The following is a 20,613-nucleotide window of genomic DNA, read 5'->3' on the forward strand; positions in this document are numbered from 1 at the left end:
ATGGCGCTGATCCAGTGCCCCATGCCGCGCACGATCCTGATCGCCGACGACGATCCGCACATCCGCCAGCTGCTGGCGTTCGCCCTGACCAAGGCCGGGCTGACCCCGGTCGAGGCCGAGGATGGCGATGCGGCGCTGGCGGCGGTCGCGGCGCACGCGCCCGATCTGGTCGTGCTCGACATCAACATGCCGCGCATGGACGGGATCGAGGTGTGCCGGCGGCTGCGCGCCGACAGCGACGTGCCGATCCTGTTCCTGTCGAGCCGCGACGACGAGATCGACCGGGTGCTGGGGATCGAGCTGGGTGCCGACGATTATGTGGTGAAGCCGTTCTCCCCCCGCGAAGTGGTGGCGCGGGTGATGGCGATCCTGCGCCGCGTCGGCGCTCGCCCGCCCGCGGTCGACAGCGCCGCTGTCGCCATCCAGCACGGACGCCTGCGGCTCGATCCCGATGGGTGGCAGGCGAGCTGGGGCGGGGCGCCGGTCGCGCTGACCGTGACCGAATTCGGCATCCTCCGCACGCTGCTGGCGATGCCGTCGAAGGTGTTCAGCCGCGACGCGATCATCGACCGGCTGCACGGGCCGGGCTTCGCGATCACCGACCGCACGATCGACAGCCATGTCCGCAACCTGCGTGCGAAATTCGCGGCGGCGGGCGGCGACGACGTGATCGAGACGCGCGCCGGCATCGGTTATCGCCTGGGCACCTGCGGCGGATGATCGCAGGCTTGCGCGCCGTCGTCCGGCGGCACTGGCCCCGGCTGCGGCTGCGCACGATCCTGCTCGCGACGTTCCTGTTCGTCGCGGCGCTGCCCGGCGTCGGCGCGCTGTTCCTGCGGGTGTACGAGAACAGCCTGCTGCGCCAGACCGAGGCCGAGCTGGTGGCGCAGAGCGCGGCGCTGGCGGCGGCGGGGGCGAGCGCGTGGCCCGGCGGACGCGACGCGCGGATCGATCGCGGGCGCTATGCCTCGACGCTCGACCTGCGGCTGACCCGCATCCTACCCGAACGCCCGGCGCCGCGGGTGTTGCTGGGGCAGGAGGATGCGGCGATGCGCGTCTGGGCGGCGCGGCTCGCGCCGGTGCTGCGGATGACGGCGGAGACGACGCTGGCGTCGATCCAGCTGCTGGCGCCGGACGGGCGGATCTTGGCGCGGGGGCCGGCGGGGCGCGGCTATGGCGACCTGCCCGAACTACGCGCGGCGCGCGAAGGGCGGTCGCTGACGACGCTCCGGCGCAACGCCGCCTATCGCCCCGACTATCCGTTCGAATGGCTCAGCCGCGCATCGAACCTGCGCATCCACCATGCGCGGCCGATCGTGGTCGACGGGCGGGTGATCGGCGTCCTGTTGCTGGCACGGTCGCCGCGCAGCCTGTTCGTCGGGCTGCACGAGGATCGCGGCAAGATCCTGTTCGGCATCGTCGCGATCTTCGTCACGCTGGTGGTGTTGAGCGGCCTGTTGTCGCGCGGCATCGTCCGCCCGGTCGAGGCGCTGCGCGATGCGACGCGCGCGGTGGCGGGCGGCGGGGGCAGCGTGCCCGACCCGCCGGCGACGGCCGCGATCGAAATCCAGGCGCTGTACCGCGATTTTCGCGTGATGGCGGAGGCGATTGCCCACCGCTCACGCTATCTGCGCGACTTCGCCCATGCCGTCAGCCACGAGTTCAAGACGCCGCTGGCCGGTATCCGCGGCGCGGTGGAACTGTTGCAGGACCATGGCGACATGGCCGCGGGGGATCGCGAACGGTTCCTTTCGAACATCGCCGCCGATGCCGACCGGCTGAACCTGCTGGTCAGCCGGCTACTCGAACTGGCGCGCGCCGACATGGCGACGCGCGAGGCGGGAGTGGCGAGCGACCTGCTCGATGTGCTGCGCTGTGCCGCCGATGCGCGCGCTACGCCCGCCGTCACGCTGTCGCACGACGTGCTGCCCCCGGTCGCGGTCCCGCGCGGGGTGCTGGAGGCGGCGCTGTCGACGCTGATCTACAATAGCCGGCAGGCGGGGGCGGGGCGGGTGGCGATCGCGGCGCGGGTCGAGGGCGAATGCGTGGTGGTGACGGTCGCCGATGATGGCCGCGGCATCGCGCCGGGCGACCGCGACCGGGTGTTCGAACCGTTCTTCACCACACGCCGTGCCGCCGGCGGCACCGGGCTGGGCCTGCCGATCCTGCGGTCGCTGCTGGAGGCGCATCGCGGCGGAATCGCGCTGGATGCGGGGGAGGGGGCGGTGTTCCGGCTGACCTTGCCGGTGGCGTAGAGCGGGATCAGAACGCCGACCAGTCTTCCTCCGCCACCGCCAGCGCGGTGTTTCCCGCACTGCGCGGGCGCATCGGCACCACGCTCGCCGCCTTTTGCGGCGCGCGGGGCGGGGGGATGCGGTGGACGGTGTCGCCGATGCGGAAGCTGGCGATCTGGCGGGTCATGCCGTCGGCATCGGCGGCGAGGTTGCGGACCGCGGCGGTCGCTTCCTCGACCATCGCCGCATTCTGCTGCGTCATGCCGTCCATTTCCGACACGGCGGTATTGATCTGCTGCAGGCCTGTCGCCTGCCGCTCGGCCGAGGTGGCGATGGTGGCGACGAGCGCGTCGATCTGCCCGATGCGGCTGATGATGCGGCCCAGCGCGTCGCCGGTTTCGCCGACCAGCTGCACGCCGGCGCCGATCTGGCTCGACGACGCGGTGATGCGGGTTTTCACGTCCTTTGCCGCTTCGGCCGAGCGTTGCGCCAGCGCGCGGACTTCCGATGCGACGACGGCGAACCCCTTGCCGGCATCCCCAGCCCGTGCCGCCTCGACCCCGGCGTTCAGCGCCAGCAGGTTGGTCTGGAACGAGATGCCGTCGATCACGCTGATGATGTCGCTGATTTCGGCCGAAGCGCGTTCGATGCCGTTCATCGCCTCCACTGCGCGGCGGACGATCTCGCCCGACTGGTCGGCTTCGGCCCGCGCCTCGCCGACGATGCGGTTGGCCTGCGACGCGCCGGCGGCGGTTTCGCGCACGGTCGAGGTGATCTCGTCCATCGCCGCTGCGGTCTGTTCGAGGCTGGCGGCCTGCTGCTCGGTGCGTTGCGACAGGTCGTCGGACGCCTGGCGGATATCGTCGGCGCCGTTGTTGATGCTGCTCGCCGCCTCGGTCACGGTGGCGAGCGTTGATTGCAGCGATGCCGCGGCGGCGTTGAAATCGGCCTTGATCCGCGCGAACGGCCCGGTCAGATCGGCATCGACCCGCGCGACCAGATCACCCTCGGCCAGCCGCGCCAGCGCCTTGCCGAAGCTGTCGACGATCAACACCGTCTGTTCTTCCTTGGCGTGTTCGGCGGCGACCAGCTGGTCGCGCAGCGCCTGCGTGGCACCGGCAAGCTGGCCCAGTTCGTCGCGTCGCCCGGTCGCGGGCACCGTGACGGCCATGTCGCCCGACGTCATCCGCTTGAGCGTGTCGACCAGCGCCAGCAGCGGCGCGACGACGAAGCGGCGGCTGGCGAATCCCACCGCCATGATCACGCCGAACGTTGCGAAGGTCGTGACGGCGAGCAGGATGTTGGCAAGGCGGGCGATCGCGGTCGCCTCTGCCGACACGTCGGCCAGATGCGCCTCGATCGCGTCGGACAACGTGCTCATGCCGCCCTCAAGGTCCTCGAACGCCTTCAGGAAACTGGGCAGCAGCGCAGAGGCGCGGGCGGGGTCGGTGGCGGCGGCATCGGCGATGCGCTGTGCGGTGGCGATATAGGTATCGACCTGCGGCTGGATGCGGTTGGCCTGCGCCACGATATTCGGGGCGTCGGCATAGGCAGCGTCGGCGGCCAGCGCCTTGCGCAGCGCGGCTGCGTCTTCGGTCAGCGCCTTGCGGCTCTCGGCCAGGTTCAGGTCGCCGGCCGACGCCGCGCGCAGCACCGACAGCACGTCGCCGCGCACCGCATCGTGCATCATGTCGGCGGTCATGTGATCGCGCAGCAGCGCCGATCCGCGCGTGATGTTCGCACGGGCGTCCGCCTGCCGGTCGTTCGACCAGACGCTGGCCCCGCCGGAGACGAGCACCAGCAGCGCGATTGCGGCGATTGCAGCCAATACCATCCGGTTGATCGAATGCATGCGGTGTCCCCCCGACCCTTCGTTCGGTACGGTATGGACGTTACTGGATAATATACGGTTACCGGCGTGGTGACTTTGTCAGCGGGTCGCGCTTTCGCAGCGATCGCGCAGGAACCACAGCGCCAGCGCGCAGCCCGCGACCGGCACCAGCGACACGCAGGCGGTCAGCGCCGGGACGGCGATCACCCCGCCATCGGGTGCCACCGTCCACCACACGATCGTCGCCGCCAGAAGGTTGCCGAGCGCCGCGGCGCCCTTCAATACGCCGAGGAACAGCCCGACCGGTGTGGCCTCGCCGGGCGAGCCGCCGGCGATCGAGCGCTGCACTGCCAGCGTCAGCATCGCCCAGATCGCGATGTTGCCGGCGGACAGCGCGGCGCCCAGCAGCACCAGCAGCGCGGTACCCTTCATTCCGCGCGATCCGATCGCCAGCCCGAGCATCGCCGCAAGAGCAAGGCCATGCCCGACCCGCGCGATCGCGACAGGGTTCCAGCGACGGGCGAGCGCCATCCACCCCGGCAGCGACAGCGACTGGCCGAGCGTGATCGTCGCCAGCGCCGGGCCCGCCCAGCTGGGGTCGTGATGCACCGCCTGCCCGAAAAAGGGGAGGGTGCGCAGGAACAGCGGTACCATCCCCGCCTGTACCGCCACTACCAGCAGCGCCTGTCGAACGGCCGGGGTGCGCCACAGGCCGCGTACGCGGGCGACCGGGGCGATCGGCGCGCGTGAGGCTTCGCCACCGGGCTGGGCCAAGTGCCGGGTCGCGATCCGGGCGACGATCAGCGTCGATGCATAGAGCAGCGCGCCGACCAACGCGCCGCTGGCGAAGGCATCCTGCCGCGCCGCCGCACCGGACGACGACAGGGTCCACCCCGATGCGAGCGCCACTAGCGCCGCGCCGCCCGCGCTGAAGATCAGTCGCAGTCCCGATACCGTCGTCGCGTCGCCGGGCGTGCGCGCGACGCGCACCAGCAGCGTATTGTGCCCGACATCGCACAACGAATAGCCGATCCGGCACACCATCACAGCTGCGGCGATCGCCCCCGGCCCGTCCAGCGCGAACACCGTCCAGAACCCGCCCGCACACAGCGGTACGCCCAGCAGGATCAACCGCCCCAACCGGTCGCGCCCGCCATGCGCATCGGCCCATAGCGCGATGCCGAAGTCGAACAGCGCGTCCCACACCATCGCACCCGCCAGCAACCCGCCCGCCGCCAGCGGCGGCAACCCCGCGATCGACACGAGGTAGAACAGCATGAAATTCTCGAAGCTGGTCCACACCACGCTCTTGCCGAGATTGCCGACGCTGTAGCCGATCTTCGTGGGGAGCGAGGAGGGTGCGGGCATGGCTCGATGGATTTGGGGGAATGATCGTCATTCCCGCGCAGGCGGGAATCCATAGACGCCGACCTTGCGGCGGGAAGCGCCACGTCACGTTTATGGACTCCCGCCTGCGCGGGAGTGACGAAGCGGGTTTCGCCCCTATCACCCCCCGATTTCATTTATTTGACACGCCGGAACTATATACTGCCGCCATGTCCCGCCTGCGCCGCCCGCCGATCCCGCTGAACGAACCGCAGCGGCGCGTGCTGATGCAGTTGCGGATCGAGGGGACGGCATCGCGCACCCGCCTGGCGCAGGTGCTGGGGATGAACGGCGCGACGATGACCCGGCTGACCCAGTCGTTGCTGGCGCTGGGGCTGGTCGAGGAAGGCGAATCGGCGGAAGCGGTGCAGCGCGGGCGGCCGATGGTGCCGCTGACGATCTCGGGGCAGGGGGGCTGGGCGATCGGCGCGACGCCGCATCCCGGCTGGCTCGAACTGGCGCTGGTCGATTTTCGCGGTCGGCCGCTGGTGCATGACGCGACGCCGTTCGACAGCCCCGATCCGCGCGTGTTCGCCCATGCGGTCGCGGCGCGGCTACAGGCGCTGGCAGCCGCGCACGGGTTCATGCGCGGCAAGTTCCTCGGCATGGGGGTGGCGGTGCCGGGCTATGCGCTGCATGGGCAACGCGATCGCCGCGCGGTGGTCGACCGGGTGGCGGGCTGGGACGACGTGCCGCTGGCCGATATCATCGGTGACGTGTTGGGCATGCCGGTATGGATCGAGAACGACGCGAGCGTCGCCGCACTCGCCGAATTCTATCAGGATGGGGTGATCGGCCGCTATCGGTCGGTACTGACCCTGTTCCTCGGGCACGGCATCGGCGGCGGACTGATCGCCGAGCGCGACCTGTTCCTCGGCGAGCATGGTAATGCGGGGGAGGTCGGGCGGCTGTTCCCCGGCGATGGCGAACGACCGTCGGGCATCGACCTGCTGCGCACGTTGCGCGCCGCGGGGGTAGCGATCGATTCGCTGGCCGATGTCGATGCCTTGCTGGGCAGCCACCATGTGGTCATCGACCGGTGGTGCGACCGGGTGATCGAACAGCTGGAACAGGCGGTGCTGAGCGGGATCGTCTGGCTCGATCCCGGTGCGATCATCGTGTCGGGTGCGCTGCCGCTGCCGCTGCTCGACCGGATCGCAGCGGGGCTCGAATCGCTCAATCGCCGCCGCGACGGCAAGTATCGCGCGCCCCTGCCCCCGGTACGCGCCTCGACGATCGGCAGCACGGCGGTGGTGATCGGCGCGGCGATGATACCGATTCATGCGGTGACGGCGGCGGTGTAGGCACCCTGGTCATTCCCGCGCAGGCGGGAATCCATACACGCTGACGTTCGTACAAGGGTCGCTACCGTTGCGTCTATGGATCCCCGCCTGCGCGGGGATGACCATTTTGTTTCTTACCGTCACCGCGTCCAAGGCCGGGGTGGACGAGGGGGAACTATGAAAGTCCCGCTTCGATTTAATTGCACGTAAGCAAATAAAAGCGTCACATTCCCCGGCCAATGGCCCGCCATCGACAGTTCGGGGGGCCTATCCATGCAACGCAATCTTCTGGGCGGCGCGGCGCTATGCGCGCTGCTCGTCGTCATCCATCCTGCCATGGCGCAGACGACGCCGGCCAAGGTCGAGCCGGCCGCCGCCACCGACGACGCGGCACCGTCCGACATCATCGTCACCGGATCGGCGCGGCAGCAGCGGCGCTTCGACGTGTCCTATGCGGTCAATTCGATGAACCAGGCCGAAATTCAGAAGCTGGCGCCGAAAAGCACCACCGACCTGATCGGCACGCTGCCCGGCATCCATGCCGAAGCGACCGGCGGTGAGGTGCAGAACATCACCCGCGTGCGCGGCATCCCGACCGATCGCGGGTTCCTCTATTACCAGCAGGACGGCCTGCCGCTGTTCCAGGAACTGGACGGCTATTTCTTCAACCAGGGCGACGGGATGAACCGGCTCGACCTGATGACCGACCGGATCGAGGTCGTGCGCGGCGGGCCGGCGCCGATCTATGCCAGCACCGCGGCGGCGATCGCCAACGTCATCACCGTCACCGGCACGGCGACGACGCGCGGCAAGGCGCAGCTGACGCTGGGCGACACCGGGCTTTACCGCCTCGACGCGTATCAGGCGGGTCCGGTGTCGGACGATACCTATTATGCGGTCGGCGGTTTCCTGCGCCATCATGAGGGCTATCGCAATTCGGGGTTCCCCAGCGACCGCGGCGGGCAGATCCGCGCGAACCTGCGCCACGATCTCGCCAACGGCTTCGTCAAGCTGTCGGGGCAATATACCGACGATCACAACGTCTTCTACCTGTCGATCCCGACCGCCGATCCGCGCGATCCGTCGGTCAGCCTCGACCGCTATATCGACTATTTCACCGGCACGCTGAACAGCCCGGCGCTGCGCGACGTGAACATCAAATATCGCGACGGCGCCGGCGTGATCCAGAACCAGCGCGGCGACCTGTCCAACGGGCGGCACCTGCGCTTCGGCAACGTCGCGCTGAACTACGAGGGCGATTTCGGCGACTGGCACGTCTCGGCCAAGGGCGGGGTGACGCAGGGCAAGCTGCATTTCGACGCCTTTTATTCAACCTCCAACCCGGTCGACGCCACGACCTTCGCCGGCAATTATCGCAGCGCTGCGACGACTGCGTTCGGCGCGAACGTCGCGCGGCTCGGCTACAGCATCGCCGGCACCGCCGGGCAGAGCGCCTACAATCCCGCCGCCGATTCGGGGCTGGTGATGCAGGCGCAGTATCGTTCGATCGAGAACGACTTCCATTCGACGCAGGGCGACGTGTCGGTGACGCACCGGTTCGACACCGGTTTTGGCACCCATGACGTGCGCGCCGGCATCTATGGCTCGCTATGGGGGCAGAAGACGTTCAACGCGTACCAGAACCTGCTGATCGAGGTGAAGTCGCGGCCGCGCACGCTCGACCTCGCCGCCTATGACGCAGCCGGCAATGTGCTGGGCTATGTCACCGATCATGGTGCGCTGGCCAATGCCGGTACGCTGGGCGGGGGCGGCGCCGATGGGCAGTTGCTCGCGCTGTACGGCACCGATACGTGGGACGTGACCGACCGGCTGCGCATCGACGCCGGCATCCGCCACGAATGGTACAGCTATGACGGGTTCGGGCGCCTGACCGCTGCGTACGACCTCGGCGATCCGACGACGCTGGCCGACAACAGCACGCGCGGGTTCACCGGCGCGATCGGCACGCTGAAGCTCAAGCAGCAGGCGACCAACTGGACGGTCGGCGCCAATTACGACGCGACCGGCAATATCGGCGCCTATATCCGCGCATCGCAGCTGGAGGTGCCGCCCAACACCACCATCACGCTGAACTATCCGGTCGCCGCGATCGTGCCGACGAAGGCGAAACTGTACGAAGCGGGCGTGAAGTTCGCCGCCGGGCGCTCCTATCTCTATGTTACCGGCTTCTACACCAAATTCGATCCGCTCAACGCCAGCTTCGCCGCCTTCAACCCGGCGACCGGACGCGCGGACCAGGTGACGAACTTCATCGGCACCGCCGAAACCCGCGGACTGGAGGCCGATGGGCAGCTCCGGCTCGCCGGGCCCTTCTCGCTCGCCGGATCGGTCACGTTCCAGAATCCGCGCTACCTGAATTTCAGCAGCAACACCGGCGCCGATGGCAGCCGGGCGAGCGGCAAGCAGATCATCCGCGAGCCCAAGCTGTTCCTGAACGTCCGCCCGACAATCGACTTCGCGGTCGCGGACGCCGGGGTCAGCGTCTATGGCCGCTACGACTATGTCAGCCGGCGCTATACCGACTTCTTCAACAGCACCGCGCTGCCCGCCTATGGCGCGTTCGGGCTGGGCGCCACCGCGACCCGCGGGCCGTGGCAGGTGCAGGTCGTCGGCGACAACATCACCAACGCGCACGGCTTTACCGAGGGCAATACCGCCGGCGACCGCTTCGGACAGGGTGTGCCGACCGCGATCTTCGGCCGGCCGCTGTTCGGGCGTAACGTCCGCCTGATCGTGAGCCGGTCGTGGTGATCCGCCCGCTGCTCGCCGCTCTCCTCGCCTGCACCGTCGCTTCGACGGCGCAGGCCGGGCCGGCCGAAACGCTGCGCCGCATCGCCGATCCGAAGGGTGGTATGATCGCCATCGCCCATCGCGGCTGCCATGCTGCCGCCCCGGCGCACGGCCTCGGCACCGCGCCCGAAAACTCGCGTGCCGGGCTGCTGCGCTGTGCGGCGCTGGGGGTCGAGGTGATGGAGACCGATGTCCGCCGCACGCGCGACGGGTATCTGGTGATGGTGCATGACGACAGCGTCGACCGCACCACCGACGGCACCGGGCGCGTCGCCGACCTGACGCTGGCGCAGGTCCGCGCGCTCCATCTGCGCGACGACGAAGGCGGGGAGGGGGCGAGGGTCACCGACGAACGCGTGCCGACGCTGGACGAATTGCTGGCACTGGCCAAGGGGCGCATCGTCCTGAACCTCGACGTCAAGGACGCGATCTATGGCGAGGTCGTCGACGCGGTGGTCCGTGCCGGCGCGACCGACCGGGTGATCGTCAAGACCTTTGCCGGGGTCGGTTCGCCCCCGCTGGCCCCGATGCCGCCCTATGACCGGGTACCGTTCGCGGTGATCCCGACCACCGCCGACCCTCACGCGGCCGACGTCGTCACGACGCTGCGCCGGCAGACGAGCGGTGCGCGCAAGCCGGTGGCGGTCGAGCTGCCGGTCGTGCCGCTCGCCACGCTGCCAGCGATTACCGCCGAAGCGCGGCGGCTGGGCATGCCGGTCTGGGTCAACACACTGTTCAAGGGTTTCGTCACCGGCCTGGGCGGCGATGCCGAAGCCGCGCGCGATCCGCAGGCGGTGTGGGGGCGGCTGGCCGATCACGGCGTCCGCCTGATCCAGACCGATGCGGTCGAGTCGTTCCTCGCATGGCGGGTGGGGCGGAAATAGCCGCGCGCTCCCCGCGTCGCTCGCATGGGGAGCGACTGCCTCACCGCGGCAACGCCGCCGCGATCGAGGTGGCGAGCGGCGTGGTCGGGCGACCGATCAGCCGCGACAGCGCGTCGCCGTCATGGAACAGCGCCCCGCCCGCCGCGGCGACATCATAACTCGCCAGCGCGGCGGCGAGCGGCTGGGGCAGGCCGGCACCGACCAGTGCGGTGGCATAGTCGGCTTCGGGCAGGTCGACATAGGGAATGTCGCGCCCCGCCTGCCGCGACAATTCGGCGGCGAGGTCGGTCAGCGTATAGGCGTTGTCGCCGGCCAGTTCATATACCTGCCCGGCATGACCGTCCTCGACCAGCACCGCCGCCGCCGCGTCGGCATAGTCGGCGCGCGCGGCCGAAGCGATGCGGCCGTCGCCCGCGCTGCCGACGAACGCACCGTGCGCGAGGGCAGGGGGCACCGACGCGGTGTAGTTTTCGGTGTACCATCCGTTGCGCAGGATGGTGTGGGCAATCCCCGCTCCGGCGAGCGCGCGTTCGGTGGCGACATGCTCGTCGGCCAGCGACAGCGCCGAGGTGCCGGCGTGCAACAGGCTGGTATAGACGATGCGTCCGACCCCTGCCGCGTTCGCCGCATCGATCACCGCACGGTGCTGTCGCTCGCGCTGGCCCACCGCGCTCGACGATACCAGCATCAGCGTATCGACGCCGGCAAGCGCTGGAACGAGGGTGGCGGGGTCATCATAGTCGAAGCGGCGGACGTCGACGCCGTCGATCGCTACCGAATCGGGCGTGCGGGCAAGGCCGACAAGAGGCACGTCGGGGGCACGGGTAGCGAGCGAATCGGCGATCAGGCGGCCGAGCTGACCGGAGATACCGGTGATGGCGAAGGTCATGGGGGATGGCTCCTTGTTGGATGGACCCATACAATCTAGATGGGGCACTTACGAAAGATAAGTACGGATATTTTTGTTAGTATGGAAAGCCTGACCGATCGCATCCGTCGCGGCGACGTGCTTGCCGCCGCCTGTCCCTCGCGCGCGATCCTGCGGCACATGACCAGCCAGTGGGGCGTGTTGGTCCTGCTGGTATTGCGCGAACGTACCCACCGCTTCAGCGCGCTGCGCCGCCGGATCGACGGCGTCAGCGAACGCATGCTGGCGCAGACGTTGAAGCTGCTTGAGGGCGATGCGCTGGTCCGCCGCGTCGCGCACGCCACGGTGCCGCCGCATGTCGACTATTCCCTGACCCCGCTCGGTGAGGAAGCAGCGGCGCATGTTGCGCAGCTGACCGACTGGCTGGAAGTGAATGTGTCGCGGATCATAGGGTCGGACGCGGCGATCGACGCCTGACCGCCCGTCCGGCGGCTGCATGCGCGGCGAATCCTGTCGATTCCGCGACCGGATCGACAGGAGACGATTGCCAAACCCACACTATTCGTAATAGGCGGCAGTGGATAGGCCGGGAATCGCGAATCCCCGGCCCACACCCGATTCTTTTGAGGACGCTTACCCCCCATGCAGATCATCGTCCGCGACAATAACGTCGACCAGGCGCTCCGTGCACTCAAGAAGAAGCTTCAGCGCGAAGGCGTGTATCGCGAAATGAAGCTGCGCCGGCATTACGAAAAGCCGTCGGAAAAGCGCGCACGTGAGCGTGCCGCCGCGATCAGCCGCGCGCGCAAGGCCGATCGCAAGCGCGCCGAACGCGACAAGTAAGCGCGGATGCCGGCGGAGATCGGCGGCCGGATCGATGAGACCGGCACGCTGGTCCGCGACGGCGGCGCCTTCTATCTCCGCCGCGATGCCGGCGGGCGGTATCAGCTCGAACTGCACCGTACCCCGGTCGACGAAGTCGAGAAGCGTGTCCGCATGGTCGGGACGCTGATCGCCGTCGACCTGGTCGATGCGGACAGTATCGCGCTGCTCTGATCCCCCGCCCCGGCGACGGAGCCAATCCGGTCCGACACCGTTTGTCCCGCTGGCGCAATCTCTGCGTCGGCTAGAGGACAACCGTGCCTATGAAGACGCGCAACGAGTTTCTGATCGTCGCGACGTTCGGCGCGCTTGCGCTGGGTGGCGTGGTCGCTGCCGGATATTGGGAACAACGGATCGAACCGGGTACCGATCGTGCGGTGGTTCAGACCGCCGCCGAGCGGAAGGCGCAGGAGCGCCGTCGCGGGCGGATAGCGGAACCGGCAATCGCCGACACCACGGTGCAATAGCGGGTCCGATCATCAAGTTCTGGCAGCGGCAGGGTAGCGATCACGTCGCCCTATCTCATCCGCCGCCTGTCGCGGCGGGCAGGAACCGGTACACCGTCCCCCGCGAAATCCCCAGTTCGCGCGCGATATGCGATGGGCGCATGCCCTCGGCAGCGAGCTTGCGGACCGTTTCCGGGTCGATGCGCGGCTTGCCGCCCTTGTAGACGCCGCGCGCCTTGGCCGCGGCGATGCCCTCCGCCTGCCGTTCGCGACGCAGGTTCGTCTCGAACTCGGCAAAGACGCCGAGCATGTCGAGGAACGCCTTGCCCGCCGCGGTGCCGGTGTCGATCGGCTGTTCGGTCGCACGCAGCATCACGCCGCGTCCCTTCAGTTCGTGGACGATGTCCTGAAGATCCTTCATCGACCGGGCAAGGCGATCGATGCGGGTGACGACCAGCGTGTCGCCCTCGCGCAGGAAGTCGAGCAGGATCTGCAGTTCGGTCCGCCCGCTGCGGCCGCTCGCCGATTTCTTTTCCGATCGCACCGCCTGGCACCCGGCGGCGCGCAGCGCGGCTTCCTGGATGGCGAGGTCCTGCTCGACCGTCGATACGCGGGCATAGCCGAACAACGCCATGCGATCCCCCTGTTCCGTTCGATCGACGTCTAAAGCCGACCGGGCACCTGTTCAAGGATGCCGCGAGCGACCCTGATCGGACGGTGGCGCGTCCGAAGTCACCGCAGCGTACACGTCTCCGGCCGCAATCGGGGGTTGCAGCGTTCCATCACCCCGCCGGGCAGCGTCACCGCGAACCTGATTCCCGGGCGGGACGGGGCGCCGGGATAATAATCGGTGCTGACCGCCTGCGCCCCGCTCGCTGCCGCCGCATCGGCGCGGGCGTGACTCCCGGCGCGGGCATCGGTCGTCGGCAGATCGCTGCGCGTGCGCACGATCACGCCTTCGCGCACCCAGTCGCGAATCTTCGCGCCGTCGACCAGCGGGTCCTGCACGATCTGCACCACGCCTTCGGGCGTCGCCGGGTCATACCAGCCGAAGATCGGTCGCCCTTGCAGCGACGGATGACCGGCGCGGTACAGCTCGCCCACCTCCGGCCGCACGTCGAGCACGAAATACAGCCGCCCGCGCGTGCGCTCCAGCGTCGGCCAGCCTGTCCCCTGCACCGCATCGCGCAGCGTCGAAGCCTTCCCCCGCACCTCGTCCGGGGTAATGACCCGCCCCGGCGCCAGCGTCGCGCGAATCTCGCCGTCGAGCGCGTCGAGCAACGGCGCGGTCAGCGGCAGCGGATCGCCGATCCCCGCCCGCCCCGACGGTTTGTCGGCGGCGTTGATCGTGATCATGATCGGCAGGTGTCCGGGATGCGCCCGCGACCAGTCGTCGATTTCCTTCAGGCACCGGCGAAACGTCACGCAGCCCGACAGATAGTCGATATCGGGGATGTGGAAGACCTTGAACCCCGGTTGCAGCATCGCCGCGCGGTCGAACCCGGTCGCCTCGCCCGCCGCCTTCGCAATCCGCTCCCCGGCCGGGTCGGCATAGCGGCCACCCGCGGGATCGGCAAAGATGTCGAGTTCGAGCTGTCGCACGCCGCGATCGAGCTGCGCGGTGAGCGACAGGTGATCGTAATCCAGCGCCTCCGCCTCCTGCGGCGCGCGCTCCCGGATCGCGGCGAGGACCGCGTCGGGAATCCGCGCCTTGAAGCTGTTGTGCGATCCGATGACCTGCACATCGTTCATCCTGAGCGGCGGGCGCGGTGCCGTCGCCATGCAGGCGACGGCAGCGGCGAGCAGGGCGGGGCCACGCATCAGAACGCCGCCCGCACGCCGAACAGGATCGTCCGGCCGTAATAGTTGATCTCGCCGAACCGCGCCTGGCTGTCGTTGAAGGTATATTGCCGCGCCCCGGCGAGGTTGATCCCCTCGAGGCTGAACGTCACCTGCTCGGTCGCACGGACCGAGAAATTGCCGTCGAGCGAGCCGAAGGCATCGACATAGGTCGGCGCCTGTACCGTGCTGCCGGTGCTCGACAGATATTTGTCGCGCCATACATAGGACAACCGCGCCGCGATCGGCCCCTTGTCGTAGAAGCCGACGAGGTTGAAGCTGTTCTTCGACAACCCGATCAACTGGTCGCGGATCGCGCGCGAGCCCGCGGTATAGTCCGCCTTGACCGAGGTATGGGTGTACGACCCCTGCACGCCCAGCCCGTCGAGCGGCGCGGGCAGGAAGCTGAACACCTGGCTATAGGCGATTTCGGCGCCGTACACCTTGGCGTCGCCGCCATTGACCTGCGTCGACAGGCGGACGAGCCCGCGGCCTGGGATGGTGATCTCGGTATTCTGCTGGGTGATGTAATCGTCCATCGCCTTGTAGAAGATTGCGCCCGACAACATGCCGGTGCGGGTGAAATACCATTCGAGCGACCCGTCGAACTGGGTGGCGAGGAACGGGACGAGCTGCGGGTTGCCGCCGCTGGCGGTCGGCGCATCGGTCGACACGGTGATGCGCGGTGCGCTGTCGGTGACGTTGGGGCGGGTCAGCACCCGGCTCGCCGCCAGACGGCCGACGATCGTCGGGGTCAGGTCGGCGCGCAGGTTGAAGCTGGGCAGCCAGTTGGCGAACGTCTTGGGGAAGCTCGCTGGCGTCGCGGTGTTGCCGCTGGTCAGCGTCCCGCTCGCCACCTGATCGGTATGGACATAGCGCACGCCAACATTGCCGCTGACCGGCACCGTGCCGGCATCGAAACCGTAATCGGCGCGGACATAGGCGGCGGCGATCTTTTCGGTCGTGACGAACGACGAGCGCCGGTCGCCGAGCGTCAGCGCGCCGTTTTCGACCGCGGGGGTGAAGAACGCGTTCACATAGGCCGAGGTTACCGGCACCAGCCAGTTGCGCGGGGCATTGCCGCTGACGTTCTTCAGGAAATCGTCGAACGGCATCGCCTCGTACGCGCCGCTGCCGAGGCTGGTCAGCGGGGTATTGGCCGCCGGGTTGACGTTATAGTCGCGCCGGAAATAGTCGCGCTTGCGCCAGTGATATTCGCCGCCCGCCGACAGCTTGGTCAGGAAACCGCCCATGTCGTAGCCGATATCGGCGCGCGTATAGACGTCGCGGTCCTTGCTGTCCTTCGGTGCGATATTGAACGGAAACAGTGCGTAGCTGGCCGGATCGGTCGGGTCGACCGTGGTGGTGAAGGTCGGCAGCACCTTGTACCCGCCGCGGGCGTCATAGGTCAGCGGTGCGTTGAAGAAGGCGCGGCTGCGCACCGTGCCTTCGCGGTAATCGGGGTGAAAGCTGTGCGCCGACGACCAGTTGGCGCTGGCGCCCAGATGCCAGCGATCGCGGTTCCACGACTGCTTGAGGCCGACCGTCAGCAACTCGTGACGGTTGAGGCTGTATTCGCGCGACGCCATGAAGCGCGCGCGGTTGATCGTCGCGGCGACCAGCGTGTCGCCCTCGATCACCGCCGTTCCCGGCACCACCGACGTCCCCGAATCGTCGGGATAGATGTCGAGGCCGAATTCGTCATAGGCGACGTCCAGCCGCGTCGCGATCACATCGAGCACGGTTTCCAGCTCGGCCGTCGGCCGCCACTGCGCCGACACGATGCCGGAAATGCGCTTGCGATCCTCGGTTTCTACGGTCGGACGGGTGCGGGTCGGCGAATAGATGCCGGTGGGCAGGCCGCCCGCGCTGCTGGCGGTATAGCGGTTGAGCAGCCAGCCGAAGTTCATGAAGCGATCGTTGCGAACCGCCTTCCCCCAATATTGCGCACCCGCCAAGATGCCGAAGGTGCCGTCGGCGGTCGTCGCGCTGGTCAGCACCGTGGCGTTCGGCTTCACCTTCTCGGTCTGGGTGGTGTAGGTGCCGCGCAGGTTCAGCGTGGTCGTGTTGCCGATGTCGAGCGGACGGAACGTCTTGACGTCGATATTGCCGCCCAGCGCGCCTTCGGTCATGTCGGCGGTCGGGGTCTTCACCACGTCGATGCTGCTGGTGAACTCGGCGGGAAGCATTTCGAACCGGAACTGCCGCCCCTGCGCGCCGCCATTCTCGATCAGGTCGTTGAGCGCGACGCTGCGCCCGTTGAGCAGCGTATTCTGGAACTGCGGTCCCAGCCCGCGCACGCTGACATACAGCCCCTCGCCGCGCGGGCGGGTGATCGCGACGCCGGGAACCAGCTGCAGCGCTTCGGCCACGTTCTGCGTCGGGAACTTGCCGATATCGGTCGAGCTGATCGAATCGACGCCGTGGTCGGCGCGGCGCTTGGTCTCGATCGCCGCCGACAGGCTGCGGGCATAGGTGCCGTTGACGACGATCTCGTCCGCTTCGGCCTCCGGCGCGCCGCCGCTGGTCTGGGCATGCGCGGCGACGGGCATGGCGGTGACGAGCGCGAGCGAGGTCGTGGCGCGAAGCAGGCGCGAAAGCGGCAACATGTGAATTCCCCTTGAATGGCGGGCATCGACGTGCCGCCTTGGTCGGGGCCGCTATCGGCAATCCATTGCAGCTTGGTGACGCGCGTGCGTCAGATTGCTTGCAGAGGAGGATTTAGGGTGGCCGCGTGGCGCGGCGGTGTGGGCCAGCACAGTCGCCGATGGGACGCGGGATAAATGTCGACCGCGTGCGCGACGCTTGACCATGTGGGCCACGGGCCTAAGCCTTGCCCGATGCAACCGCTCGTCTCCACCGCATGGCTCGCCGACCGGCTCGGTACGCCCGGGCTGATCGTCCTCGACGCGACGTTCGTCCCCGTCCAGCCCGACCCGCCGCGCGACGAAGCCGCGGAGTATCGCGCAGGCCATATTCCGGGTGCGCGGTTCCTCGATCTGCGCGCGCTGTCGACGGGGCAGGCGACGTCGCTGCCCGCCGCTGACAAGCTGGCAGAACGGCTGGGGGCGATCGGGGTCGGCGACGACGCGCAGGTCGTGCTGTATGACAACTCACCGCACCATACCGCGACGCGCGCGTGGTGGCTGCTGCGTCGCTTCGCGCGCGGATTGCCGGTCGCGATCCTCGACGGCGGTCTGGCCAAGTGGCGTGCCGAGGGGCGGCCGGTCGAGGAGGGCGAGGACGCGGCGACATCGACCCGCTTCGGTGCCGATCCCGATCTGGCGCCGGTGCGGACCAAGGCGATGGTGCTGGCCGGCCTCGACCACGATACGCCGCAGTTGGTGGATGCGCGCTCGGCGGCGCGGTTCGACGGGAGCGAGGCCGATCCGCGCGGACTGCCGTCGGGGCATATTCCGGGGAGCATCAACCTGCATTATGCGGGCTTCTTTCAGGGCGACGGGACGTGGCGGTCGCCGGAGGAGCTGGCGGCGCTGTTCGCCGATGCGGGCATCGATCTCGACCGACCGATCACCACGACCTGCGGGTCGGGGATCACCGCGGCGATCCCCGCCTTCGCGCTCCACCTGCTCGGCCGCGATGCCGCGCTGTACGATGGCAGCTGGACCGAATGGGCCGCCGACCCCCAGACGCCGAAGGTGACGGCATGAGCGCGTCCGACCGACCGCAATCGCCCGGAACGCGCGTCGTGACCGGCGGGCGGCGGCCCGAATGGACCGCGGGCGTAGTCAACGTGCCCGTGTGGCGCGCGTCGACGATCCTGTACGACGACGTCGCCGACCTGCGCGCGGCGGCGGGCGCGAACACGCACCACAAGCTCTATTACGGCCGGCGCGGCACCCCGACGCAATGGTCGCTGGCCGAGGCGCTGACCGAGCTGGAGCCGGGTGCCGAGGGCACGTTGCTCTATCCGTCGGGCGTGGCGGCGATCACTACCGCGTTGCTCGCGTTCCTGAAACCCGGCGATCACCTGCTGCTGCCCGACAGTACCTATGATCCGACGCGCGCCTTCGCCAACGGCATGTTGAAGGCGATCGGGGTCGAGACCACGCTGTACGATCCGGTCGTGGGTGCGGGCATATCCCAGCTTATCCGGGCGAACACGAAGGTGCTGTTCCTCGAAAGCCCTGGCAGCCTGACCTTCGAGGTGCAGGACGTGCCAGCGATGACGAACATCGCGCGCGAACGCGGTATCACCACGATCCTCGACAATACCTGGGCCACGCCGCTGCTGTTCCCGGCGATGGCGCACGGCGTCGACGTGACGATCATGGCCTGCACCAAATATGTCGTCGGCCATTCGGACGCGATGCTGGGATCGGCGACAGCGGTCGCGTCGCACTGGCAGGCGTTGCGCGACGCGACCTATCAGCTGGGCCAGCATGTCGGGCCGGACGATGCCGCGCTGGGCGCGCGGGGCCTGCGCACCATGGCGGTGCGGTTGAAGCAGCATGGCGACTCGTCGATCCGCATCGCGAAGTGGCTGGCCGAACAGGACGGCGTCGCCCGCGTCCTGCATCCGGCGCTGCCGGGCTGTCCGGGGCACGAGATTTTCGCGCGCGACTTCCGGGGGAGTGCCGGGCTGTTCGCGTTCGTCCTGAACGGCGGCAGCGATGCCGGGCGGGTCGCGCTGATCGACGGGTTGGGGCTGTTCGGCATCGGCTATAGCTGGGGCGGGTTCGAAAGCCTCGCCTTGCCGATCGATCCGCATCGCTATCGCAGCGTCACCCGCGTGGAAGCGGAGGGGCCGATGATCCGGTTGCAGATCGGCCTCGAAGACCCCGCCGACCTCATCGCCGACCTCGATGCCGGCCTCGCCCGCTACCGGGCGGCGCGGTGAGCGAGGCCGCCGCATGGCTGGCCGCGCGCGGCCTGCCGGTGGGGGATGGATGGCAGCTGGCCGAGGGCGGTATCGCGCTCGGCTTCGTGCTGCTGGCGCTGGCGTTCGGCTGGTTCGCGGGACGCTGGGCCGGGCCGCATCTGACCGCCTTGTGGCGCGAGCGGGTGCCCGACCATGCCGTCGGGCTGGCCACGCGGATGTGCGACATCGTCCGCCATCTGGTCGCGGTGCTGGCGCTGGCGGTGGTGGCGCAGGGGCGCGACTGGGGGGCGCTAGCCGATATCGTCGTCGGCGTCGCGCTGGGCGCGGCGGTAGCGCGGCTGGCGATGCAGTTGCTGCGCGGAGTCAATCTGGCACGCTGGCTGGCATGGGCGGTCGCGGCAATCCTGTTCGTCGCGGTACTGTCGGGATCGGTCGGCGGGCTGGAGCCGATCACGACGACGCTCGACGCGATCGGGTTTTCGATCGGGCGCCGCCGGCTGTCGCTGCTGGCGTTGGTCAGCACGCTGCTGACCGCGGTCGTACTCTATGCCGTGGTGCGCATCGCCAACAAGCTGGTCGAACATGGCGTCGGGCAGGCGAAAAGCCTCGACCCCGCGCAAAAGCTGCTGGCGCAGAAGCTGGCGTCGATCGCGGTGGTCATCACCGCGTTCTTCTTCGGCATCGACCTGCTCGGCATCGACCTGACAACCTTCGCGATCTTTTCGGGAGGCCTCGGCCTTGCCGTCGGCTTCGGGTTGCAGAAGACGGTCGGCAACCTGATCGCCGGGATCATCCTGCTGATGGACCGCTCGATCAAGCCGGGCGACGTGATCGTGGTCGGCGACAGTTTCGGGTGGGTGAACAAGATCGGCGTGCGCGCAGTGTCGGTCATCACCCGCGACGGCAAGGAACACCTGATCCCCAACGAAAACCTGATGACGCAGGAGGTGGAGAACTGGTCCTTTTCCGACCGCAACGTCCGCGTCCGCATCCCGGTGGGGGTCGGGTATGAGACCGACCTGCGGCTGGCGCAGAAGCTGATGCTGCAGGCGGCGACCGAGAGCCCGCGCGTGCTGCGCAGTCCGGCGGCCAATGTCTGGCTGATCTCCTATGGCGAATATGCCGTCGAGCATGAGATACTGGCGTGGATCAGCGATCCCGAACAGGGCGTCGGCAATGTCCGGTCGGACGTGCTCAACCGGCTGTGGGATTTGTTCAAGGAGAACGGGATCGAGATTCCCGTGCCGCGGCGCGAGTTGCTGTTCCGCGACGGGTTGAAGGTGACGAAGGGGTGATCCCGCGCGGC

The 20,613-nt window shown here is 68.6% G+C and carries 18 protein-coding genes; 12 read left to right on the plus strand and 6 right to left on the minus strand.

Features of this window, described 5'->3' with window-relative positions:
• Positions 1 to 21: 21 nt before the first annotated feature.
• Positions 22 to 720 (plus strand): response regulator transcription factor, encoded by a 699-nt coding sequence (locus MF610_RS11280; protein ID WP_242196380.1) that lies wholly within the window; start codon positions 22 to 24, stop codon positions 718 to 720.
• Positions 717 to 2,255: a sensor histidine kinase gene (locus MF610_RS11285; protein WP_242196383.1), complete on the plus strand. Its 1,539-nt coding sequence runs from the start codon at positions 717 to 719 to the stop codon at positions 2,253 to 2,255. The genes MF610_RS11280 and MF610_RS11285 overlap by 4 nt, the downstream gene beginning before the upstream one ends.
• Before the next feature lie 7 nt (positions 2,256 to 2,262).
• On the opposite strand, the gene MF610_RS11290 is transcribed toward MF610_RS11285, so the two are convergent.
• Together MF610_RS11290 and MF610_RS11295 are read right to left on the minus strand one after the other, a co-directional pair.
• On the minus strand, positions 2,263 to 4,086 hold the full coding sequence (locus MF610_RS11290; RefSeq protein ID WP_242196386.1) for a methyl-accepting chemotaxis protein: 1,824 nt from the start codon (positions 4,084 to 4,086) through the stop codon (positions 2,263 to 2,265).
• 78 nt (positions 4,087 to 4,164) lie between these two features.
• Positions 4,165 to 5,433, minus strand: coding sequence for an MFS transporter (locus MF610_RS11295; protein ID WP_242196389.1), 1,269 nt, complete (start codon positions 5,431 to 5,433; stop codon positions 4,165 to 4,167).
• A 188-nt stretch (positions 5,434 to 5,621) separates the two neighbouring features.
• On the opposite strand from MF610_RS11295, the gene MF610_RS11300 reads away from it, so the two are divergent.
• The 3 genes from MF610_RS11300 (at position 5,622) to MF610_RS11310 (ending at position 10,429) form a co-directional block, all read left to right on the plus strand.
• Complete coding sequence (locus tag MF610_RS11300; RefSeq protein WP_242196391.1) at positions 5,622 to 6,755, plus strand: ROK family transcriptional regulator; 1,134 nt, start codon at positions 5,622 to 5,624, stop codon at positions 6,753 to 6,755.
• A gap of 252 nt (positions 6,756 to 7,007) precedes the next feature.
• The gene (locus MF610_RS11305; protein ID WP_242196393.1) at positions 7,008 to 9,506 is read left to right on the plus strand and encodes a TonB-dependent receptor; all 2,499 of its coding nucleotides are present in this window, start codon (positions 7,008 to 7,010) and stop codon (positions 9,504 to 9,506) included.
• A complete protein-coding gene (locus tag MF610_RS11310) occupies positions 9,500 to 10,429 on the plus strand; it encodes a glycerophosphodiester phosphodiesterase family protein (RefSeq protein WP_242196397.1) in 930 nt (309 codons plus the stop codon). The genes MF610_RS11305 and MF610_RS11310 overlap by 7 nt, the downstream gene beginning before the upstream one ends.
• A gap of 40 nt (positions 10,430 to 10,469) precedes the next feature.
• Here the strand turns inward: MF610_RS11310 and MF610_RS11315 are convergent, their stop codons facing one another.
• Complete coding sequence (locus MF610_RS11315; RefSeq protein ID WP_242196399.1) at positions 10,470 to 11,318, minus strand: SDR family oxidoreductase; 849 nt, start codon at positions 11,316 to 11,318, stop codon at positions 10,470 to 10,472.
• 81 nt (positions 11,319 to 11,399) lie between these two features.
• On the opposite strand from MF610_RS11315, the gene MF610_RS11320 reads away from it, so the two are divergent.
• The 4 genes from MF610_RS11320 to MF610_RS11335 all read left to right on the plus strand — a co-directional run bounded on the left by MF610_RS11320 (position 11,400) and on the right by MF610_RS11335 (position 12,646).
• On the plus strand, positions 11,400 to 11,774 hold the full coding sequence (locus MF610_RS11320; protein WP_242196402.1) for a winged helix-turn-helix transcriptional regulator: 375 nt from the start codon (positions 11,400 to 11,402) through the stop codon (positions 11,772 to 11,774).
• Positions 11,775 to 11,939: 165 nt separating this feature from the next.
• On the plus strand, positions 11,940 to 12,140 hold the full coding sequence (rpsU, locus tag MF610_RS11325) for a 30S ribosomal protein S21 (protein ID WP_116842203.1): 201 nt from the start codon (positions 11,940 to 11,942) through the stop codon (positions 12,138 to 12,140).
• A 6-nt stretch (positions 12,141 to 12,146) separates the two neighbouring features.
• Positions 12,147 to 12,353, plus strand: coding sequence for a DUF5818 domain-containing protein (locus tag MF610_RS11330; protein ID WP_242196405.1), 207 nt, complete (start codon positions 12,147 to 12,149; stop codon positions 12,351 to 12,353).
• Positions 12,354 to 12,442: 89 nt separating this feature from the next.
• Positions 12,443 to 12,646 carry a hypothetical protein gene (locus tag MF610_RS11335; RefSeq protein ID WP_242196408.1) on the plus strand — a complete coding sequence of 68 codons (204 nt, stop codon included), beginning with the start codon at positions 12,443 to 12,445 and terminating at the stop codon, positions 12,644 to 12,646.
• Positions 12,647 to 12,701: 55 nt separating this feature from the next.
• Here MF610_RS11335 and MF610_RS11340 read toward each other — a convergent pair whose 3' ends face one another.
• From MF610_RS11340 to MF610_RS11350, 3 genes are all read right to left on the minus strand, one after another.
• Complete coding sequence (locus tag MF610_RS11340) at positions 12,702 to 13,259, minus strand: recombinase family protein (RefSeq protein ID WP_242196410.1); 558 nt, start codon at positions 13,257 to 13,259, stop codon at positions 12,702 to 12,704.
• Positions 13,260 to 13,357: 98 nt separating this feature from the next.
• Entirely contained in the window at positions 13,358 to 14,446 is a 1,089-nt protein-coding gene (locus MF610_RS11345; protein WP_242196413.1) for a Ca2+-dependent phosphoinositide-specific phospholipase C, read from the minus strand.
• Positions 14,446 to 17,073, minus strand: a complete 2,628-nt coding sequence (locus MF610_RS11350) for a TonB-dependent receptor (protein WP_242196416.1) — start codon at positions 17,071 to 17,073, stop codon at positions 14,446 to 14,448. Before MF610_RS11350 ends, MF610_RS11345 begins: the two co-directional genes overlap by 1 nt.
• A 231-nt stretch (positions 17,074 to 17,304) precedes the next feature.
• Here MF610_RS11350 and MF610_RS11355 point away from each other — a divergent pair, with 231 nt between their 5' ends.
• From MF610_RS11355 to MF610_RS11365, 3 genes are read left to right on the plus strand one after another with little or no spacing between them, the layout of a single operon-like run.
• On the plus strand, positions 17,305 to 18,135 hold the full coding sequence (locus MF610_RS11355) for a sulfurtransferase (RefSeq protein WP_242196418.1): 831 nt from the start codon (positions 17,305 to 17,307) through the stop codon (positions 18,133 to 18,135).
• Positions 18,132 to 19,325 (plus strand): cystathionine beta-lyase, encoded by a 1,194-nt coding sequence (metC, locus tag MF610_RS11360; protein ID WP_242196420.1) that lies wholly within the window; start codon positions 18,132 to 18,134, stop codon positions 19,323 to 19,325. Before MF610_RS11355 ends, metC begins: the two co-directional genes overlap by 4 nt.
• Positions 19,322 to 20,602: a mechanosensitive ion channel family protein gene (locus MF610_RS11365; RefSeq protein ID WP_242196422.1), complete on the plus strand. Its 1,281-nt coding sequence runs from the start codon at positions 19,322 to 19,324 to the stop codon at positions 20,600 to 20,602. The genes metC and MF610_RS11365 overlap by 4 nt, the downstream gene beginning before the upstream one ends.
• Positions 20,603 to 20,613 lie beyond the last annotated feature (11 nt).

It is taken from the genome of Sphingomonas hankookensis, from assembly GCF_022664465.1.
Taxonomy (GTDB): domain Bacteria; phylum Pseudomonadota; class Alphaproteobacteria; order Sphingomonadales; family Sphingomonadaceae; genus Sphingomonas; species Sphingomonas hankookensis.

What these genes read in the sequence shown, in the direction of transcription:
- MF610_RS11280 (WP_242196380.1), top strand. Translation starts at nt 22, where the DNA reads ATGCCGCGCACGATCCTGATCGCCGACGACGATCCGCACATCCGCCAG.
- MF610_RS11285 (WP_242196383.1), top strand. Translation starts at nt 717, where the DNA reads ATGATCGCAGGCTTGCGCGCCGTCGTCCGGCGGCACTGGCCCCGGCTG.
- MF610_RS11290 (WP_242196386.1), bottom strand. Translation starts at nt 4,086, where the DNA reads ATGCATTCGATCAACCGGATGGTATTGGCTGCAATCGCCGCAATCGCG.
- MF610_RS11295 (WP_242196389.1), bottom strand. Translation starts at nt 5,433, where the DNA reads ATGCCCGCACCCTCCTCGCTCCCCACGAAGATCGGCTACAGCGTCGGC.
- MF610_RS11300 (WP_242196391.1), top strand. Translation starts at nt 5,622, where the DNA reads ATGTCCCGCCTGCGCCGCCCGCCGATCCCGCTGAACGAACCGCAGCGG.
- MF610_RS11305 (WP_242196393.1), top strand. Translation starts at nt 7,008, where the DNA reads ATGCAACGCAATCTTCTGGGCGGCGCGGCGCTATGCGCGCTGCTCGTC.
- MF610_RS11315 (WP_242196399.1), bottom strand. Translation starts at nt 11,318, where the DNA reads ATGACCTTCGCCATCACCGGTATCTCCGGTCAGCTCGGCCGCCTGATC.
- MF610_RS11320 (WP_242196402.1), top strand. Translation starts at nt 11,400, where the DNA reads ATGGAAAGCCTGACCGATCGCATCCGTCGCGGCGACGTGCTTGCCGCC.
- rpsU (WP_116842203.1), top strand. Translation starts at nt 11,940, where the DNA reads ATGCAGATCATCGTCCGCGACAATAACGTCGACCAGGCGCTCCGTGCA.
- MF610_RS11330 (WP_242196405.1), top strand. Translation starts at nt 12,147, where the DNA reads ATGCCGGCGGAGATCGGCGGCCGGATCGATGAGACCGGCACGCTGGTC.
- MF610_RS11335 (WP_242196408.1), top strand. Translation starts at nt 12,443, where the DNA reads ATGAAGACGCGCAACGAGTTTCTGATCGTCGCGACGTTCGGCGCGCTT.
- MF610_RS11340 (WP_242196410.1), bottom strand. Translation starts at nt 13,259, where the DNA reads ATGGCGTTGTTCGGCTATGCCCGCGTATCGACGGTCGAGCAGGACCTC.
- MF610_RS11345 (WP_242196413.1), bottom strand. Translation starts at nt 14,446, where the DNA reads ATGCGTGGCCCCGCCCTGCTCGCCGCTGCCGTCGCCTGCATGGCGACG.
- MF610_RS11350 (WP_242196416.1), bottom strand. Translation starts at nt 17,073, where the DNA reads ATGTTGCCGCTTTCGCGCCTGCTTCGCGCCACGACCTCGCTCGCGCTC.
- MF610_RS11355 (WP_242196418.1), top strand. Translation starts at nt 17,305, where the DNA reads ATGCAACCGCTCGTCTCCACCGCATGGCTCGCCGACCGGCTCGGTACG.
- metC (WP_242196420.1), top strand. Translation starts at nt 18,132, where the DNA reads ATGAGCGCGTCCGACCGACCGCAATCGCCCGGAACGCGCGTCGTGACC.